Origin of the sequence: Cytobacillus firmus (assembly GCF_023612095.1) — a bacterium.
Lineage (GTDB): Bacteria > Bacillota > Bacilli > Bacillales > Cytobacillaceae > Cytobacillus.
Genome location: NZ_CP086235.1, coordinates 1,988,246 through 2,004,755, shown reverse-complemented (window position 1 = coordinate 2,004,755; position 16,510 = coordinate 1,988,246). Strand labels below are relative to the sequence as shown.

The window sequence follows — 16,510 nt, the reverse complement described above, 5'->3', positions numbered from 1 at the left end:
GGCCTTTCCCAATAACGGGAGAGGCCTTTTGATTCTTTCATGATCCAGGAAGTCTATGAATTCTTCCCATTGCTTTCTTTATTTTCATTTCCTTTGTCCGCCCTTCTGCTCTCAGCTTTTTCTTTAGCAGCCTGAGAAACCTGCTGTCCATGGTTGAGAACTTTTTCAGCAGGACTTGCTGTACTATTCCCTCCCGTGCCTGATGCTGGTGTCTGGGAATCTTTTGGGCTGGTTACAGGTTTTACGGGTTCACTTGTTGTCTTATTTCCTGAAGGCGCAGAAGCAGGCTCCGGAACTGAAGGCTCTTTGGACGGTACAGATTCCGTTTTAACCACTGGTTTTGCTGCAGGTTTCCGGCTCGATAATTCGGTATCCGTTTGCACAGCAGGAATTGCCTTATTGCTCTCTCCCTTTTTTGGGGATTCTGCAGAAACAAGAGTATTTTCCTCCGTTTTTTGTTTCAGCTTATTTTTTACAGCCACTGTTTTTGATTCAGCCTTTTTGTCAAGTTGTATGTATGCTTCAGATTTCTTTTGAATACCTGTTAAAACAGATGAATTTTCCGCTGAAAAAAGTTCCGTTGCTTTCAAAATGCCATTGGCAGCAGAAAAAGTTATAGCCCCCGCTATTACCATGACAAGGGCTCCCTTAGCTGGTGATTTCATAATATTCTCCTCATGACTAGTTATTAACTATATTCATAGAATACGAATAAGAATCTGTATGTTATGGGGGTATAATTCGACATATATTTTAATTTCATCCTATTCACAAATTATTCTAAAAGGGGTAAAGGGATTTTCCCGTATGTGCAGAATATGTAAAATAATCACAATGAAAGCGGTGAGTATATGAATTCAATTGCTTCCCCGATCGCAGGTAAAGTGAACAATGTGTTTATTCATGTCAAGGACCTGAAAAAGTCGGCTGAATGGTATAGCAGCCTGCTTGGACTGCCTTTTAATACGGATGATGTGGAATCGCCGGTATACAACATTCCGGTCACCTCTCAAACAGGACTTACACTGGATGACCACACCTTTGATCCATCCTTCAAATGGACTCCTTCCGGTCACGTTTTATTTAATTTCTTTGCCCAGGATATCGATGAGGCCTACGCTTTTGTTAAAAATCAGGGTACCACGATTGTGAGAGAAATTGAACGTATTGGAGATTTTGCTTATTTCAATTTTCAGGACCCGGATGGCAATGTATTGATGATCTGCAATTGCTAATGAAAGGATCTGTGGCTAGATGGCCATGGATTTTTTTATTTACAGCATTCCCAGCTGGACATCCCCTTTTTCCTCGCGTATACTAGCGATATTTATGTAAAAGATAGCAGTTTCATAGAAAGTAAGGTGTTTAACATGATTCACAATCCGACTGGAAAAGAGCGGCTTGCGCTGGCTTTCCTTCTCATCATGCTTGGCATATTGGGGCCATTCAATATTGATATGTATTTGCCGGGCTTTCCAGATATCGCTGATGATTTCGGTGCCCGTGCTTCACTTGTTCAGATGAGCCTGACCGCCTGTTTGATTGGACTTGCGGCTGGACAGGTTATTGTCGGACCGCTCAGTGATTCGCATGGAAGAAGAAAACCCCTTCTCATCGTTTTCTTCTTCACCTTAACGAAAGAAAAAACAAAAAGAAGCCGGCAGAGCTTAAAGTTGCATGCGGAGGGATAATCCCCTCCGGCTGGCACCCTTAATCTTTTACTTCCTCGATAATCGACTGTCCTTCAGTTCCTTCATCTTCCTGCCATTGCCATTTTTCATGCAGCCTGATGCGGCCGTCCGCCAATATTTCAGGAGTGGAGAGGCATTTTCCGCCGCGCAGCTGATTTTTGTTATTCACATGGTTATATCTGAATTCCAAACATCCGTCTTCATTGGCAATACCAATCAGCGTCCCCTGAATGATTTCTCCCCCGCCATAAACAGCAGAAATGATATTCCCTTCCTGTTTATAATGAAAAAAGGTCTTTGATGAGACTTCACCATTAGCAGTATTTTGCACAGAAACAAAGGTACGGCCATTGTAGTTCATGAAAATATCCTCCTGGTATGTATCGATCTATCAACACCGTCTGGAGTACCCCCACTTCAAATTTACATTAGTAAATTAAGGCGCGGGAGTATTCATAAATCCCCTTTTAAAATGGAGTACATATACAAATCATCAAATTTCCCATTGGTATATTCATAATGCCTAAGCAGTCCTTCTCGCGTAAAGCCTTGCCTTTCAACCAGCTTCTGCGATGAGAGGTTTTTTGGCTCGATCAAGGCTTCTATCCTTTCAAGCCCAAGGTCTTCAAATCCGAATTTCAACACCCTCTCAAGGGCTTCATTCGCTATACCTTTTCCCCACTGCTCCCTGCTTAGTTCATATCCGACTTCACTTCGGTGATGTTTCGGATTCCTATTCAGGAAACCGCAGCTCCCTATGACCTTCCCTGAATCCTTTAAGGTGATGCCCCAGCGAATGCCTGTGCCATTTTTATAAATGGATTTATACCATTCTATTTCTCCAAGCACCTCTTCGGGCGTTTCACAGGCTGAGATTCCCATATGCTTCACAACCAGCTGATCTGACAGGTATACAAACATATCTTTTGCATCTTCTTCGGTTGCTTCTCTTAAAATTAATCTTTCTGTTTCAAGAATCGGAAATGCTTTTTCCAAGGGACTGCCTCCTCTGCATGATAACTATCTTCAACTATACCAAATAGCTGAAAAAAATCCTATCTTCTGGAAATTACAGCTTTATCCATGTTACACTCTATAATTAGTAAACAATAAACAAAGAGGAGAATTTGTGTGAAACGATATGGTCTATGGCTGCTGTCTGCCGGATTGATTCTTTCCGCCTGCAGTAATGACAAAGAGAAAACAGCTGCTGATTCACCTGTTAAAGAAGAGCAAAAGAAAGAAGAAAAGCAGGAAAGCATTTTAGCAGAGTCCAAGAATATTAGTTTAGAGGTCTCTGAAGAAACCCTGTTAAATTTGCCGCCTGGAACATTAATGGATGACCTTACATACGAAAAAAACATTGAACCCATTGATGTTTCACCGGTAACGGATCCTGAACTATTACGGGAGATGACTCCCAAACTGGAAGAACTGACGAAGGAAGCCAAAGATACAGACTCTATTAAAAAAGGGCTAATTTCCCTGCTGGCGAGTCCACATTATAAAGACATCATTGAAAAGTCCAATGCCTACCAGCCGAATTTTGAAGAACCTTACCTGCCGGATCCCACCAAGTCAGTACAGGCAGAAGAAGAAAAAAAGGCAGCAGAACAGGCGATTATTCTTCTGGATGCCAGTTCAAGCATGCTGCAGCAGGCAGACGGTAAGGTGAAAATGGATATTGCCAAAAGTGCAGTGAAGAGTTTCGCCCAGACGATTGGCCAAAGCAGTGATGTATCGCTTGTGGTATACGGTCATAAAGGCTCAGAGGCAGACGCGGATAAAGAAATTTCCTGCTCTGGTGTGGAGGAAGTTTATCCGATGAGCAAATACTCCAAGAAGGAATTTCACGAAGCTGTTGATTCATTTGAAAGCAAAGGTTGGACGCCCCTTGCCGGAGCCATTCAAAAAGCAGCAGAAATGAGCAGCGGCTATGACGGATCCACCACGATCTACATTGTCAGTGACGGAGCCGAAACATGTGACGGCGACCCCGTCCAGGCCAGCAAGAACCTTGTGAAAAACAACAGCAGCAATACTGTAAATATCATTGGGTTTGATGTAGACGGCAAGGCTGAAGATCAATTAAAAGCAGTAGCCGAAGCCGGCAACGGGGAGTACTTTAAAGCAGACAATCCCGACGATCTGAAAGACACCATTCAATATGAGTGGCTTCCGTCTGCCGGCGATCTCGCATGGGCTTTTACAATGGCACCCAGCCCATGGGAGATGATAGATGAGTATAAAATCGGTGAAGTTTATCCCCGCCAATTATTTACAGTCGGCAGGCGTGAAGCACATCGAATCCTGGATGCCGTCACCATTATGGGAGATAACGGCTGGATCACGGATGAGCAGCGATCCGAACTCCGTGAATGGGGCTATGAACGCAGCGGCCAAATGAAGGATCTGTATATGAAACTTCATGAAAAAAACCGGAATACAGCTGAAACGGAAAGTGCTGAAATTAAACAGAGAGTAGACGAATGGGTTGAAAAAATGAAGGCTCTGAAGAAAGAACGCGGGGATATTTGGTGACAAAATGTTTAAGAATGCTCCGGGCGGCATGCTCTGAGCATTCTTTTTTACTCTTTGGGTATGAAAATAAAATTCCTCTTCAGCTCGGCCTCATTAATGGAGATCCGATACGATAAATCTTTTGTCCGCAGTACATATTCTTTAATGCCAATAAATTCAGATTCCGCAATCAAGTAAAAGTGCGTACCCTTTTTTAATCCTTTAAAATGATTCTTTAACTTAAATTTTTTCATGATGCTCCTACATTCTATTTTTAAACTTCTCAGGCTTTTTCACATACCCTTCAATGATAAAACCGCAGCTGGTGCAAATAACGTATTCAATATCAGAACCGAGACTCATCTTATCCACAGGAAACATTCCCCCATAACCTGAATGCTTTCCTTTCCCCAGCTCATTTGATCCGCACTTTGGACATATTTCTGCTTTCATATTCATTCTCCTTTCCGTTTCTTTTAAAAAGTCATACGCCCGGAAGCAGGAAAAGGTTTCATGAAAACATTGCGGCCTATTTAGCTGCTGTAAGTGATTCCTTTGATTTGAGCACCTGAATATAAACACCTGTCAGTGTCTGAGTCAGCAAAAAGATTGGGAAAGAATGAATGAGCTTATACCCTTTTTGCAGGGTAATAATATCTGCCGCCGTTAAAACCCATTGAAAAAAAACACCAAATAATGCCCATACCAATACATAAATAATGAACGTTTTTTTGCTGATGTTCAGTTTTTCATAGAGGTAAAAAAAGAAGTAGCCAAATGGTGCAAATAAGATATAGTAAAAAATATCTGTCACTTCATAATTATTTAGATCATTAATCTTATAAAAATCGGTTCTGCCTCCGCCTATTGTAAAATCATAAAGGATCCCGATAGCAATGCCCCAAAGCAAACTCAGCACTCTGATCTGCTTCACGAGCCTGTCCGGCCTTCTGATAAGGAGAAAGTAAACAAGGTAGGCAGCAGCAATCATAAGCAAAAGATAAAGCTCGTTGTTGCCAAATTCCTTCCACAATTTCATGCTTCATTCACCCCTCTTGTTTTAAGCTGTCCAAAATAATTCAGTAAAAATTGAACCACTAAATGCAGGAGGAATAAATAGATGATTTCATAGCCAATATTCCATTTTTTATAATCCACAATTCCAAAATACCTGGCAATCATCACAGCGGAAACAAGGAAAGCAACGGAAACCGCCACTTTAATTAACTTTGAACCCAGCGAAGGAGCTGTCCTTACTAAATTTAATGTGATCGCTAATGTGATTGGAAGCGTTATGCTCCTATGTATTAAAAAGCCGGAATTATCTAAGATCTGCTGGGAAATATCCGCCATATTCAGTTCTTCATAAACAATCCACGTATAATTAATATGAATGACCATCGCCGACAGATAAACAAAGGTATTTTCAATAAACGTCAGTTTCTTATTCATCGAAGTAAACAGCAAAAGCACCAGCCAGGCCAGAAAAACCAAAAGTACGAACCCCATATAACATCAGCCCCATATTTTTTTGTTAGTATTTGCGGGGTAGGAAAAAATATTCTGTCGTGGCTTTCTTTAGCTGTATAGTCGAGGCTCGGTTCTGACTCAAACACTGCGCTTTCTGTTTTTTGTGTCCGAAGTTGAGTCGGGTTCTGACTCAAACACCGGGATTTCTGTTTTTTGTGTCCGAAGTTGGGGCAGGTTCTGACTCAATCACCGTGTTTTCTGCTTTCTGTGTCCGAAGCTGGGCTGGGTTCTGACTCAAACACCGGGATTTCGGCTTTCTGTGTCCGAAGTTGGGCTCGGTTCTGACTCAAACACGGTGATTTTTGCTTTCTGTGTCCGAAGTTGGGCCAGGTTCTGACTCAAACACCGTGACTTCTGCTTTCTCTGTCCGAAGCCGCTCCTGGTTCTCCGCCCAACACCAGCGCCCGTCATCCTAAACAGTTTGACGCTCAATCAGGTTCACCGTTATCTCTTCATGAGTACGGCTTTCCCTATCAATCGCTTGAAGCATCAGCTTTTTCCCCATTTGAACAAGCGGGATTTCAAGTGTGGTGATGTGCATGATTTTGGCGATCGGCTGGTTATCAAATCCCATAATCGCTAGATCCTCAGGGATTCGAATCCCTTTTTCCCTGCAGGATGTGACGATTCCGGCAGCAGCAAAATCACTTGTTACCAGCAGTGCTGTCGGAGGATGATCTAAGTTCAATAACCGCTGAACCACTTCTTCGCCATGCTCAAAATTCAGACACTCATAAAAAATATTTTCTTCATTATACGACTCTCCAATCCGCCTTACAAAATCTGAGTAGGCTTTTCCGCGCTGCCTGCTGTTAGCGCCGGATTTTCTTCCAATGCAATACCCGATTTTCTGATGCCCTTTATTATGTAAATACTCTAAAGCATTAGTGAACGTCATATAATGATCGATAAAAGTTGAGGACACATTCTGATTCCTTGCATCTTCACAGAGGACAATGGGACCATACTCGGTAAACTGGTTAATGACCTCCCAGCCGCAGATTCTTGAACAAATGATTAAGGAATCAATTTGCTTATGCTGCAGCATTTTCAGAGCTTCAATTTCCCTTTCTTCCTCGTAATTGGTCTGAAAAAGAACCAGTTTATAGTTGTTTTTCATGGCTTCATTGGCAATCCCTTCTACCAGCAGACCAAAATAAGGATTATTGGTAAAAGGAACAACCACTCCAATCAGAAGGGTTTCCCCTTTGCTCAAATGAACAGCATTGATATTCCGCTGATAATTGAATTCCTCCATCGCCTGCAGGACCGCTTCCCGCTTATCCTCCCTCACATAGGGATGATTATTGAGCACCCTCGAAACAGTTGTAACCGACACTCCTGCCCTTTTAGCGATATCTTTAATATTTGCCATAAACCCACCTGTTTTTTTCACGTTTTTTCTTGCTATGAAATGCGTTTCATACATTAAGCTTTTTTTAACAACTAAAGGAGGTTTCCTTCATGTTCATTCTATCAGGAATATTTTATCTGGTTTTATTATGCAGCTCTATTCTTGCCCTGTCATCTATTCCTATTTCCCTCTATCCGAAAAAGAGGGCAAATAGGAACACTCATGTAAAAGATTACTACAGCTCTTTATTTGATGTCTACGGGGATGAGGCATAACCGCCAAAATCCCACCCTCCCATTTTATGAAATTTCCGTGTATAGTATCATGTATCCCAACCCGAAAGGAAGACATGCTGTGTTTATTAAAATAACAAAAGAGCAGCAGCAAAAGATGATAGAGGATATCCAGATTTACTTTTCCGAGGAGAGAGATGAGGATCTATCTGAGTTCGCTGCAGAAAGAGTACTGGATTTTGTTAAGGAGTCTTTGGCGCCGCATTTCTACAATGCAGCAATCGCTGATGTAAAGCATGTGGTGGAACAGCAATATGCTTCAATGGAGGATGAAATCCTTACGCTTGAGCGCCCCATAAAGTAGAGTGCAGCAAAGGAATCACCTATTCACGGGTGATTCCTTTTCATTTAGCAGAAACACTCATGTAAATAAACTTTAATACTATGTCATTCTCCTGTCATTTTTCTGAAAGTGATCAGTGATATGATTATTTTGACTGCTGAATAGATTTTATAGAGAGCGAGCAAGAAAAATGAACATTACTGATGCTGTAGCGCAATTGCAAAAATCTGGAATAAAGGCGAATAGTGATGACGTTGAGCGATGGATCAATGAAGGAAAAATAACAGCGGAACGCAGCGCGAGGAGGCAAGTCAGCTACTCCATAAAGATGAAGGATCTCGCTGATTTCATCATCCGGGAAAAAGAAGTGCTGTATCGCCAAAAGCTTGAAGGAGTCCTGCTTCAAGTTAAAGACCTGAAAGGGCAAATCGAGATCCTGAATACCAGGGTCCAAATAGAGGAATCAAAAGTGAAATCATTGAAGAAAATGATTCAGGCACAAAAACTGATTGCCGATGAAGAAATTAAGCCGGCAAAGCTTTTGGACCTGAAGCCTGATGAAGATCTGCAATTAGTCCGAAAAGAATTCAAAAAACTATTGAAAGCCCTCCATCCTGACCGAGGTGGAGATGAAAGACTTTTCAAGGTGTTTAATGAACATTATAAAAACATCTTTTAACCTTTGGAAATCGAGTATACATACATCTTATTTCCCGCTCTATGTAATGTCTTTTCCTTTTTCATGCCTGCCTTCTCTGCAACACGGATTGATGCAAGATTATGGACATTGATAATGGAAACCAGCTTACTGTAGTTTAAGCTGGTGAACCCATACTCTTTACAGGCTAGTGCCGCTTCCGTGGCATAGCCTTTTCCCCATTCACGCCTGGCAAACAAGTAGCCGATCTCCATTTCCGTAACCCCGCCTGTATCCTGCGGAGTAATCCCGCACTGCCCCAAAAACCTGCCTGAAGCTTTCTCCTCCACAATCCAAAGGCCAACACCATAAGTCCGATAATTACGCAGCGTCCAGCTGATCCAATCTTCAGCCTGCTCTATTGTTTTTGTGGAGCGATAAAACCTCATGGCCTCCGGGTCAGAAAAGATTTCCATCAGATGGGGCAAATCAGTTCTTCTCATTTTTCTTAGAATTAATCTGTCTGTTTTTATAACTGGAGCAGCCATCGACAGTCCCCTTCCTTCATCACTTGAATTCTTGCATTCTTACTAATTCTACAGAGTTTTTTCAAATCCTTTGTAGCATTATTCTGAAATTTCGTATTGCGAATTAAATTCAAAATCTTTAAAATAAAACAGAAACCATTTTTGAAAACCAGGGAGACACACATGAACCGCAAAATTTTTCTGTATGTAAAAGCCTTTTCTGATCTGGGTACCTTCATGGACTTGATTGCCATTAATGTACTCATGTATGTTGCCACCGGAAGCTCTGCCTGGCTTGCTGCCACAATGGCCTTCAGGACAATCGGCGGCGTCTTATCCAGCCTTTTCTCAGGGGTTCTCGCCGACCGGTATGACAGGCGGAAAATTATGATTTGGACGGATGTTTTCCGGGCCGTTATCATTCTATGCTTAATTCCGTTTCCGAATCCCATCATGATTCTCATTGTCTGCTTCTTTATTGGTTTGACCTCCAGCTTTTTTGCGGTAAGCTACAGCGCCGAAATTCCGCAGATTTTTGGGCAGGATAAAGTGCTGGAGACAAATGCATTAATATCTAGATTAACATCTGTCAGTCTGGTATTTGGCTTTATCGGTGCTGGAGTCATCACTGATTACCTTGGCTATGAGGTCACTTTAATCCTTGATGCCGCAACCTACGTCATTTCGGCACTTGTTTTGGTAAGAATGAAGTGGCAAACCTCTGAGTCAGCCTTGAAGGAGGGAATCAGCAGCGGCTTTAAAGAAAAGCTCGCCGGCATTGGACGGGATTTGAAGGAAGTTTATTCATTTATCCTGCTTAAACCAATGCTGCTGCTTGTCAATATCGTCTTCCTTATCGGGGCATTTGCAGGAGCTTCGCATAATTTAGGGATACCGCTGCTGGCAGAAGAGATCGACAGCAGCAAACAAAGCTTTTATTATGGGCTAATCTGGGGTGTATGGGGAATCGGGTCGGTCCTCGCCACCATCATTCTGCCAAGATTAAAAAGCCTCCAGGGGAACCGCCTTTATTTTGCCTGCTTTACAGCAGCCATGCTAATGTCCGCAGGATTTATCACCTTCCTGTCCAATACTGGCCTAGCGGTCATTCTGCCGTTTGCCTTTTTAACCGGTATTTTCGATGCGTGCTTCACGACTCTGCATGCCACCATCCTGCAAAAGACAGACAACCACATCAGAGGTAGAATTTTTGGAGTCGGCATGCTTTTAAAATCATTGGGCTTTGCCCTCGGATTTGTTGCCGCGCCTCTTGTACTGGAAGTTTTATCGCTGGCTAAAATGGTCTGGGTTTTCCATGGAACCTTAATATCTGCAACCATTGTCGTCCTCATTTTTGCTGCAGGGATGCAGAAAAAAGGAAAGGGTTTAAGTCATAGTGCATAAGAAATAGCCCAGTTCATCAACTGGGCCAATCTTAATGTCGAGGTGCAAACAGAATTACAGACGCCCCTATAAGACATATCCCGGCGCCAAGCCAATCATAAAAGTCAGGTGCCTTTTTATCGATGCCCCATCCCCATAAAATGGACAGAACGATAAACACACCTCCATATGCAGCATACACCCTTCCAAAAGACGGGAAGGCCTGGAATGCGGCAATAATACCGTATAATGCAAGAATCAATCCACCCGCGATTCCCCATGAAAGAGGCTTTCCTTCGCGTATCCATTGCCAGATCAAATACCCTCCGCCAATTTCGGCTAAACCGGCCAATATAAATAAAATAATAGCCTGAAACATCTTTTCACTCCCGGAAACATTTGCTTCTAGTTTACATGTTCTCACTCAAAAAGGTAAACCTTATCCCCTGCTGCGATCTCACCTGTTTTCAGGACGGCGGCATAAACTCCGAAGTGATTATTCCTTTCACTGATCACCTTTTTATGAAGGCTTGGGTCCCTTTCCCCGCTTTCAGGATCGACTGTAATAATCATGCACCGTTCGCAATGCCGCTTCACTTTCAGCTCCACATTGCCAATTTTCATCGTCTTTTCAAACCACTGATCCTCCATAAAAGGTTCATCTTTTACCAGGGAAAGCACCAGATTCGGACGAAACCGCTGGAAGTCCAGCTTCTCTTTTCCCCAAAGCTCTTTCATTTTTTTCAGGGATGCATCCGTCACTACTAAAATATTTTCTTCTTCTATTGCTCCTTCTGGAACATGTATAGGACGATATTGCACAGGAGTAATTTCTGCAAAAGAATGTTCTTCTATTTCTTTAATCAGTTGTCCATCATCCCAGGGGACCTGTTTTCCGTCCGGGGCTGTAATTCTAACAGGTGGGAATTTATTTAAATCCTCCTCACCTCTAAACTCAGCTTTATACCGCACCATTTCCGGAAACTGAGTAATCGTCAAGTATTTGCCTGGCCTGGACTTATCCAGATAGGCATGACTGCGATCCCCATACAGTCCATAATTCATTACATTCGTTTTATTCACGCTTTCCCCATGAAAGCTTTTCACCGGATAGCGGACAATCTCTCTTATATGTCCAATCAGCATTTACACTCCCCCATTCAAGAACAAAGCGCAAGCGCCTTGCTCACCCCCGACACCTCGAGGGGGTAGGCGCTGAAGCTAGACGCAGATAAATTCATCCACAAAGTTATAAACTTATCGCGATTTTACTAATTCCTAAAAAGTAAAAAATCCATGACAGCATTTTCGTCTATCATGGAAATCCTATTACTGCGGCCGTTTTGTCTGCCGCTTGGCTTTTTCATCCCTGTCTGACCTAATAATTTTTTCCCGGACATCAGGAGGTATGGAGGCAGAGCTCTGTTTCGACTCAGGTTTCATTCCTGCACCTCCTCCTTATTTAACGACTTTGTAGCGCTTATGGCTGATCACCGTTTTGATGGGCTCATCCTTTTTCGGATTGATCCCAAGCTCCACAATGACTGAGTTATCCCGTACCACAACTACTCTGCCTTTTTTCCCTTTTTCCGAACCGCTAATGATACTAATCGTATCGCCAATATCCGCTTTCTTTCCACTGCTTACCTTATCTGTTTCTTCAGCCATCTCGATTCTCCTTTAAAAATAAATATATTTTTAACCATGTCGCTAGTATTGCCGTTTTGACCCTCTGCAAAACCCGTTTTACTTTTGCGATATCTTATTAATATGAAGATCCTTCAATAAATTTAAGCCTGCCCGGATGATCATCATGATACTTCCCGCAAGGAAAAACGAGATTGAAACCGTCTGGCTGACATCTGTCAAAAATAGTATACTTCCAATTAAATAAAGTACACCCAGGAGCATGTCATTTACAAATGAAATAGCCTGATACCGCTTCTCGATGACCATTTTGTAGCTGCCGATCTCAATATGCACATCCTCCTGCTGTTCCCTAACAATATTTTTAATTTTCATGAGTAACACCCCCTGCTTTGCCTTTTCCACATGAGGTGCCAAACATTCATGATTTTTCGGAAAGATGTTATGAAAAATAATCCAGGACCAATGAAGCCAGCAAGCCGAGCGCTGCAATAAATCCGGTCACCGGACCGCTGTCCTCAAAGGCTTCAGGCATCATGGTGGATGCAACCATGGCAATAATCGCTCCTCCTGCAAATCCTGCAATCCCTGACAGCACATCTTCTGTTGCTCCATCCAAAAATATGTACCCGGCCATTGAAGCCATTCCCGAAATGACAAATACCGAACTCCAAAGGAGAATGATTTTCTTTTTGGAGTAGCCGCTTTTTTCATACCTGAAGTACTTGAAAGCCCTTCAGGAAAGTTGCTGATAAAAATGGCGGTGACCAAAAGAAAGCTGACCGAATCGGCTTCAAGCAGGCTTGTTCCAATCATGATGGATTCTGGTATGGCATCCATAATGGTTCCCGCGAAAAGCACAATTCCGCTGCTGGCTGCTGCTTTATGGCCGGACCTTTTCCTGTGCTGGGCCCCTTTTTTGGAAATCATTATATCGAAGAGGGTAAAGGTGACGGCACCGGCCATAAATCCAATACCGGTCGGCAATAAACCGGCGTTGTGGACAGACTCCCCAAGAAGCTCAAATGAAGCTGCACCAATCAGGACACCTGTACCGAATGCCATAATATAACCGATTATTTTTTTCCGGATGGGCAGAAACATCGCTGCCAATGCCCCCAGCAGGACCGCTGACCCTGAAACCGCACCCCAAAATGCAGCATTCCACAACAGGACCACTCCCTTCTCAATGTTATGTTTATTTATTTCCTTTTGGATCCGCAAGAAAACCTTTATTCTAAACAAAAAAGAACAGGACCAATAAGGTTCTGCTCAAACATTCTTTTATACTGTTAAAATAATGCGATTTCCAGAAGGATCTGCAGTGATCACCTGATTATTTTCAACTGCTGCTGCTGCTGCGCCAAATTTTTTCAAATTTTCGACTGCCTGATCCAGGGCTGCTTCATTTTCCAGAACGAGTGTGAAGGATTGAAGCCCGGCGCTATTTTTTGAAGGCTGTGGTGCTCCCACTCCATTCCATGTATTCAAACCAATATGATGATGGTATTTTCCGCTTGAAATGAATAATGCCTGTGTGCCATATCGGCAGACCGCTTCAAACCCCAGTCCCTCTGTGTAAAATTTTTCAGTATTCGCCAGTTCAGACACATGTAAATGAATATGCCCCATGACCGTACCGGCGGGCAAGCCCTTCCAGGACTGCTGCTGCCCAATGGAGAGCAGGTCAGGAAAGTCCAGCGGATCGACGGTCATCATAACTTCCCCGTTTTTCCAAGTCCAATCAGACGGACTGCGGTCAATGTAAATTTCTATTCCATTGCCATCAGGATCAGACAAGTAAAGTGCTTCACTGACAAGATGGTCTGATGATCCAAATTGCAGCCCGATCCCGGCGAAATGACGCACTATTTTTGCCAAATCGGAGCGTTTCGGAAGCAGCAGGGCGAAATGATACAAACCAGTTGTTCTTCCCATCTTGGGTTCAGCGTTTTCCGGCTGTTCGATGATAAGCAATGGCGTTTTGCCATCAGCAGTCAGCTCAGCAGTTCTATCTGTTTTTGATAACACTTTAAATCCGATTACCTCTTTATAGAACGCCAGGGACCGTTCCAGATCCTGAACTTTTATATGGACTTGTGCAACAAAAGTTATCGGTTTTTGGTGAAAGTTCATGATAAGTTCCTCCCTTGCGTTAATTTGTTGTCAAGTGAGAGCGGTGTTTCCTTGGCTAAAACAAAATAAATCGATGCAGCAAGCAATATTAAATCTAATTCATAGCCGGCCATTTGACCATTTCCCAAGAGGCCCAGAGAAAGCTTAGCAGTAAAGATCGCTCCAAGCATGATGACAGCAAATAATACGGAAACAATCTTTGTGCCGATCCCCAGTATAAGCGCTATGCCTCCTGCCAGCTCGATTACGGCAACAATATAAGCCATAAAGCCTGGAATGCCGATACTTTCGAAGAAACCGGCTGTATTGCTGATGCCTCCCTGAAATTTTGATAATCCGTGGATAAAGAAAATAAAACCTAAAATAGCACGCAGAATAAAATGGCCTAATTCGTTTTTGTTCATGTTTTTTCCTCCCTGGTTAGTTAAGTTTACTGTTTTGTTAGTTACTTACTTTATGTAAGTTAGTATATATTTTAAATTTAGTGTCGTCAAGTAACTTTTTTATTAATAGTTATTTAATTATTTTTGGTTTATGATTATAATAATAAACAAGGAGTGATACGGATGGAGAAATCACTAATTTGTCCAAGATTTGAAAAAGCCATTGGCATATTGAGCCAGCGCTGGACCGGGTTGATCATCTATCAATTACTTAACGGGCCACAGCGGTTCTGCAGCATCGAATCTTCTATCGGGATAAGCGGCAAAGTTCTTTCAGACCGGCTAAAGGACCTGGAAAATGAGGGAGTCGTAAAACGCAATGTCTACCCTGAAACTCCTGTAAGAATTGAATATTCCCTAACAGAAAAAGGCCTTGCCATGGAACCATTAATGAAAGAAATAGAAAAATGGTCGCAGACCTGGTTAGAAGCTTAAAAAAGAGTCTTCCCGCAGTGGGAAAGACTCTTTTTTTGCAAAATCATTTTGGTGGCGGGTTTTGATTGGCTCGGTGCCTGGGTTCTGACTCAGATTAATGGATTCTCGCCTTTTGTGTCCGAAGTTGGGTCGGGTTCTGACTCTAATCCCCGGATTTTTGCCTTTTGTGTCCGAAGTTGCACCAGGTTCTGACTCTAATCCTTGGATTCTAGCTTTTTGTGTCAGAAGTTTGACCAGGTTCTGACTCTAACTCCCGGATTTCCTCTTCCTGTGTCCGAAGTTGGACTAGGTTCTGACTCTAACTCCCGGCTTCTCGTCTTTTGTGTCCGAGTTGCACCAGGTTCTGACACAGAATTCCGGATTCTAGCCTTTTGTGTCCGAAGTTGCACCAGGTTCTGACTCAGCACCCCGGATTTCCGCCTTCTGTATCTAAATTATTTTCCATTTATCTCTCTAATATACTGCTTTACAACTTCATACACATAATCCTGATTTGCTGCAGCGGTGTTGGGATCGTACTTGCCCCCGTTTGTCTTGTTATTGGAAAGGACGCGAATGCCCAGGAATGGAACATCATATGCTCCGGCAATCTGCGCTGCGGCGGCACCTTCCATTTCTTCTACGGATGTTTCGTAGTTTTCGTGGAACCAGTTGATGCGGTCCACTTCATTATTCCATAAGTCTGCTGAACCAATCGTTCCTTCGACTACCTTGCCCTTGGTGTACTTATCTTTTACAGCATTGGCAGCAGCCAGCAGGTTTTCATCACCATCAAAGTAACGGATCTTTTCCGCATCAGGGTCTTCCCCTGCACTTCCTTCAGAAGCCATCAGGTCCATTGGAATCCAATTGGTTGGTTCGATTCCTTCTCCTTCTTCCAAATGGCCCGTTTTCAGTGATCCGATATTGACTGTTCTTTCGCCTAATACAATATCATACACATTCAAATTCGGGTCATGACCGCCTGATGTTCCCTGATTGATGATTGCTGCGGGATCATACTTTTCAATGGCAATCGCGGTAGCGGCAGCTGTATTTTCCATGCCCTTTCCTGTCTTGGCAACGATGACTGGATACTTGTCCAATTTTCCTTTATAGAAAACAAAATTCCCTGATTTTTCAACTTTAACCTTGTCTAATCGCTGGGCAAATTTTTCCGCCTCGATCGGCATAGGTCCTTGAATAAGAATCGGTTTTTGTGCCCCTTCTGCTTCTGTTTCAAACTTTGGTGCTGAAGTGCACCCGGAAAGCATGGATACAGACATGACTGCGATGGCAGCGATTGATGCTAATTTCTTTTTCATAGTACGTTCTCCCCCTGTTGTCTGATTCACCCGAAATCCTGGTAATAGAAAAAGGCCTGAAAAAGCAGAATGTTTTCTACCTTCCAGACCATAGAGTTAAAGCCGCTGCAAAAAGAATACAGCTGTTTCCTATACTTTAACCCGTAGTCCGGTTCATTCTTTGGGAACCAGGTAGAAACGCTCAGACCATATTACCGAGCATATACGAGTGATGTTTTTTATAAGATTACGTTGCTAATATAACAAATATCCTTCACAAAATCAATATAAAAACGAACATTTAGTCCATTAATACCAATTAACGTTCGTAATTATTAAACACACAAT

Annotated in this window: 23 protein-coding genes, 2 pseudogenes and 1 riboswitch; of the genes and pseudogenes, 8 read left to right on the top strand and 17 right to left on the bottom strand. The window is 42.7% G+C overall.

Going from position 1 to position 16,510, the window contains the following annotated elements:
- Nucleotides 1–53 precede the first annotated feature (53 nt).
- On the bottom strand, nt 54–665 hold the full coding sequence (locus LLY41_RS10235; RefSeq protein ID WP_304587838.1) for a hypothetical protein: 612 nt from the start codon (nt 663–665) through the stop codon (nt 54–56).
- Nucleotides 666–851: 186 nt separating this feature from the next.
- On the opposite strand from LLY41_RS10235, the gene LLY41_RS10230 reads away from it, so the two are divergent.
- Both LLY41_RS10230 and LLY41_RS10225 read left to right on the top strand, forming a co-directional pair.
- Nucleotides 852–1,235, top strand: a complete 384-nt coding sequence (locus LLY41_RS10230; RefSeq protein ID WP_095245235.1) for a VOC family protein — start codon at nt 852–854, stop codon at nt 1,233–1,235.
- Between the two features lie 135 nt (nt 1,236–1,370).
- Nucleotides 1,371–1,634, top strand: a pseudogene (locus LLY41_RS10225) (MFS transporter); the annotation flags it as partial.
- 76 nt (nt 1,635–1,710) lie between these two features.
- Here the strand turns inward: LLY41_RS10225 and LLY41_RS10220 are convergent.
- Both LLY41_RS10220 and LLY41_RS10215 read right to left on the bottom strand, forming a co-directional pair.
- Entirely contained in the window at nt 1,711–2,052 is a 342-nt protein-coding gene (locus LLY41_RS10220; protein ID WP_304587835.1) for an avidin-fold protein, read from the bottom strand.
- A 92-nt stretch (nt 2,053–2,144) separates the two neighbouring features.
- Nucleotides 2,145–2,687, bottom strand: a complete 543-nt coding sequence (locus LLY41_RS10215) for a GNAT family N-acetyltransferase (protein WP_095245237.1) — start codon at nt 2,685–2,687, stop codon at nt 2,145–2,147.
- A 135-nt stretch (nt 2,688–2,822) separates the two neighbouring features.
- Here LLY41_RS10215 and LLY41_RS10210 point away from each other — a divergent pair, with 135 nt between their 5' ends.
- On the top strand, nt 2,823–4,232 hold the full coding sequence (locus tag LLY41_RS10210) for a vWA domain-containing protein (RefSeq protein WP_304587832.1): 1,410 nt from the start codon (nt 2,823–2,825) through the stop codon (nt 4,230–4,232).
- Nucleotides 4,233–4,279: 47 nt separating this feature from the next.
- On the opposite strand, the gene LLY41_RS10205 is transcribed toward LLY41_RS10210, so the two are convergent.
- From LLY41_RS10205 to LLY41_RS10185, 5 genes are all read right to left on the bottom strand, one after another.
- Entirely contained in the window at nt 4,280–4,465 is a 186-nt protein-coding gene (locus LLY41_RS10205) for a hypothetical protein (protein ID WP_048011843.1), read from the bottom strand.
- A 7-nt stretch (nt 4,466–4,472) separates the two neighbouring features.
- Nucleotides 4,473–4,664, bottom strand: a complete 192-nt coding sequence (locus tag LLY41_RS10200; protein WP_370460293.1) for a transcription initiation factor TFIIIB — start codon at nt 4,662–4,664, stop codon at nt 4,473–4,475.
- A gap of 76 nt (nt 4,665–4,740) precedes the next feature.
- On the bottom strand, nt 4,741–5,250 hold the full coding sequence (locus tag LLY41_RS10195) for a hypothetical protein (RefSeq protein WP_095245240.1): 510 nt from the start codon (nt 5,248–5,250) through the stop codon (nt 4,741–4,743).
- Nucleotides 5,247–5,720, bottom strand: coding sequence for a hypothetical protein (locus LLY41_RS10190; protein ID WP_095245241.1), 474 nt, complete (start codon nt 5,718–5,720; stop codon nt 5,247–5,249). Before LLY41_RS10190 ends, LLY41_RS10195 begins: the two co-directional genes overlap by 4 nt.
- Before the next feature lie 433 nt (nt 5,721–6,153).
- The gene (locus LLY41_RS10185) at nt 6,154–7,116 is read right to left on the bottom strand and encodes a LacI family DNA-binding transcriptional regulator (protein WP_304587829.1); all 963 of its coding nucleotides are present in this window, start codon (nt 7,114–7,116) and stop codon (nt 6,154–6,156) included.
- Between the two features lie 89 nt (nt 7,117–7,205).
- Between LLY41_RS10185 and LLY41_RS10180 the strand changes: the two genes are divergently transcribed.
- The 3 genes from LLY41_RS10180 to LLY41_RS10170 all read left to right on the top strand — a co-directional run bounded on the left by LLY41_RS10180 (nt 7,206) and on the right by LLY41_RS10170 (nt 8,350).
- Nucleotides 7,206–7,370: a hypothetical protein gene (locus LLY41_RS10180; RefSeq protein WP_179289061.1), complete on the top strand. Its 165-nt coding sequence runs from the start codon at nt 7,206–7,208 to the stop codon at nt 7,368–7,370.
- Between the two features lie 79 nt (nt 7,371–7,449).
- Complete coding sequence (locus LLY41_RS10175) at nt 7,450–7,692, top strand: DUF2164 domain-containing protein (RefSeq protein WP_095245245.1); 243 nt, start codon at nt 7,450–7,452, stop codon at nt 7,690–7,692.
- 169 nt (nt 7,693–7,861) lie between these two features.
- The gene (locus LLY41_RS10170; RefSeq protein WP_304587827.1) at nt 7,862–8,350 is read left to right on the top strand and encodes a J domain-containing protein; all 489 of its coding nucleotides are present in this window, start codon (nt 7,862–7,864) and stop codon (nt 8,348–8,350) included.
- On the opposite strand, the gene LLY41_RS10165 is transcribed toward LLY41_RS10170, so the two are convergent.
- On the bottom strand, nt 8,347–8,856 hold the full coding sequence (locus LLY41_RS10165; RefSeq protein WP_076263523.1) for a GNAT family N-acetyltransferase: 510 nt from the start codon (nt 8,854–8,856) through the stop codon (nt 8,347–8,349). The genes LLY41_RS10170 and LLY41_RS10165 overlap by 4 nt on opposite strands.
- Before the next feature lie 162 nt (nt 8,857–9,018).
- On the opposite strand from LLY41_RS10165, the gene LLY41_RS10160 reads away from it, so the two are divergent.
- On the top strand, nt 9,019–10,239 hold the full coding sequence (locus tag LLY41_RS10160; RefSeq protein WP_304587825.1) for an MFS transporter: 1,221 nt from the start codon (nt 9,019–9,021) through the stop codon (nt 10,237–10,239).
- 31 nt (nt 10,240–10,270) lie between these two features.
- Here LLY41_RS10160 and LLY41_RS10155 read toward each other — a convergent pair whose 3' ends face one another.
- From LLY41_RS10155 to LLY41_RS10125, 7 genes and pseudogenes are all read right to left on the bottom strand, one after another.
- Complete coding sequence (locus LLY41_RS10155; RefSeq protein WP_095245249.1) at nt 10,271–10,597, bottom strand: YnfA family protein; 327 nt, start codon at nt 10,595–10,597, stop codon at nt 10,271–10,273.
- A 41-nt stretch (nt 10,598–10,638) separates the two neighbouring features.
- Nucleotides 10,639–11,364: an MOSC domain-containing protein gene (locus LLY41_RS10150; RefSeq protein ID WP_304587823.1), complete on the bottom strand. Its 726-nt coding sequence runs from the start codon at nt 11,362–11,364 to the stop codon at nt 10,639–10,641.
- Nucleotides 11,365–11,676: 312 nt separating this feature from the next.
- Nucleotides 11,677–11,886, bottom strand: a complete 210-nt coding sequence (locus LLY41_RS10145; protein WP_095245251.1) for a DUF2187 family protein — start codon at nt 11,884–11,886, stop codon at nt 11,677–11,679.
- Nucleotides 11,887–11,964: 78 nt separating this feature from the next.
- Nucleotides 11,965–12,240 carry a YrhK family protein gene (locus tag LLY41_RS10140; protein ID WP_095245252.1) on the bottom strand — a complete coding sequence of 92 codons (276 nt, stop codon included), beginning with the start codon at nt 12,238–12,240 and terminating at the stop codon, nt 11,965–11,967.
- Nucleotides 12,241–12,307: 67 nt separating this feature from the next.
- Nucleotides 12,308–13,035 (bottom strand): annotated as a pseudogene (locus LLY41_RS10135) (ZIP family metal transporter).
- 114 nt (nt 13,036–13,149) lie between these two features.
- On the bottom strand, nt 13,150–14,001 hold the full coding sequence (locus tag LLY41_RS10130) for a VOC family protein (protein WP_304587821.1): 852 nt from the start codon (nt 13,999–14,001) through the stop codon (nt 13,150–13,152).
- Complete coding sequence (locus tag LLY41_RS10125; RefSeq protein ID WP_304587819.1) at nt 13,998–14,405, bottom strand: DoxX family protein; 408 nt, start codon at nt 14,403–14,405, stop codon at nt 13,998–14,000. Before LLY41_RS10125 ends, LLY41_RS10130 begins: the two co-directional genes overlap by 4 nt.
- A gap of 162 nt (nt 14,406–14,567) precedes the next feature.
- Here LLY41_RS10125 and LLY41_RS10120 point away from each other — a divergent pair, with 162 nt between their 5' ends.
- Nucleotides 14,568–14,879 (top strand): winged helix-turn-helix transcriptional regulator, encoded by a 312-nt coding sequence (locus LLY41_RS10120; protein WP_159862939.1) that lies wholly within the window; start codon nt 14,568–14,570, stop codon nt 14,877–14,879.
- A gap of 434 nt (nt 14,880–15,313) precedes the next feature.
- On the opposite strand, the gene LLY41_RS10115 is transcribed toward LLY41_RS10120, so the two are convergent.
- On the bottom strand, nt 15,314–16,183 hold the full coding sequence (locus tag LLY41_RS10115) for a 5'-methylthioadenosine/S-adenosylhomocysteine nucleosidase (protein WP_304587817.1): 870 nt from the start codon (nt 16,181–16,183) through the stop codon (nt 15,314–15,316).
- 124 nt (nt 16,184–16,307) lie between these two features.
- Nucleotides 16,308–16,411, bottom strand: a riboswitch (purine riboswitch).
- Nucleotides 16,412–16,510: the final 99 nt, after the last annotated feature.

Bases quoted from the DNA above. Each gene is read 5' to 3' on its own strand.
- LLY41_RS10235 (WP_304587838.1), bottom strand. From the start codon at position 665: ATGAAATCACCAGCTAAGGGAGCCCTTGTCATGGTAATAGCGGGGGCT.
- LLY41_RS10230 (WP_095245235.1), top strand. From the start codon at position 852: ATGAATTCAATTGCTTCCCCGATCGCAGGTAAAGTGAACAATGTGTTT.
- LLY41_RS10220 (WP_304587835.1), bottom strand. From the start codon at position 2,052: ATGAACTACAATGGCCGTACCTTTGTTTCTGTGCAAAATACTGCTAAT.
- LLY41_RS10205 (WP_048011843.1), bottom strand. From the start codon at position 4,465: ATGAAAAAATTTAAGTTAAAGAATCATTTTAAAGGATTAAAAAAGGGT.
- LLY41_RS10200 (WP_370460293.1), bottom strand. From the start codon at position 4,664: ATGAAAGCAGAAATATGTCCAAAGTGCGGATCAAATGAGCTGGGGAAA.
- LLY41_RS10195 (WP_095245240.1), bottom strand. From the start codon at position 5,250: ATGAAATTGTGGAAGGAATTTGGCAACAACGAGCTTTATCTTTTGCTT.
- LLY41_RS10190 (WP_095245241.1), bottom strand. From the start codon at position 5,720: ATGGGGTTCGTACTTTTGGTTTTTCTGGCCTGGCTGGTGCTTTTGCTG.
- LLY41_RS10185 (WP_304587829.1), bottom strand. From the start codon at position 7,116: ATGGCAAATATTAAAGATATCGCTAAAAGGGCAGGAGTGTCGGTTACA.
- LLY41_RS10180 (WP_179289061.1), top strand. From the start codon at position 7,206: ATGTTCATTCTATCAGGAATATTTTATCTGGTTTTATTATGCAGCTCT.
- LLY41_RS10170 (WP_304587827.1), top strand. From the start codon at position 7,862: ATGAACATTACTGATGCTGTAGCGCAATTGCAAAAATCTGGAATAAAG.
- LLY41_RS10165 (WP_076263523.1), bottom strand. From the start codon at position 8,856: ATGGCTGCTCCAGTTATAAAAACAGACAGATTAATTCTAAGAAAAATG.
- LLY41_RS10160 (WP_304587825.1), top strand. From the start codon at position 9,019: ATGAACCGCAAAATTTTTCTGTATGTAAAAGCCTTTTCTGATCTGGGT.
- LLY41_RS10155 (WP_095245249.1), bottom strand. From the start codon at position 10,597: ATGTTTCAGGCTATTATTTTATTTATATTGGCCGGTTTAGCCGAAATT.
- LLY41_RS10150 (WP_304587823.1), bottom strand. From the start codon at position 11,364: ATGCTGATTGGACATATAAGAGAGATTGTCCGCTATCCGGTGAAAAGC.
- LLY41_RS10145 (WP_095245251.1), bottom strand. From the start codon at position 11,886: ATGGCTGAAGAAACAGATAAGGTAAGCAGTGGAAAGAAAGCGGATATT.
- LLY41_RS10140 (WP_095245252.1), bottom strand. From the start codon at position 12,240: ATGAAAATTAAAAATATTGTTAGGGAACAGCAGGAGGATGTGCATATT.
- LLY41_RS10130 (WP_304587821.1), bottom strand. From the start codon at position 14,001: ATGAACTTTCACCAAAAACCGATAACTTTTGTTGCACAAGTCCATATA.
- LLY41_RS10125 (WP_304587819.1), bottom strand. From the start codon at position 14,405: ATGAACAAAAACGAATTAGGCCATTTTATTCTGCGTGCTATTTTAGGT.
- LLY41_RS10120 (WP_159862939.1), top strand. From the start codon at position 14,568: ATGGAGAAATCACTAATTTGTCCAAGATTTGAAAAAGCCATTGGCATA.
- LLY41_RS10115 (WP_304587817.1), bottom strand. From the start codon at position 16,183: ATGAAAAAGAAATTAGCATCAATCGCTGCCATCGCAGTCATGTCTGTA.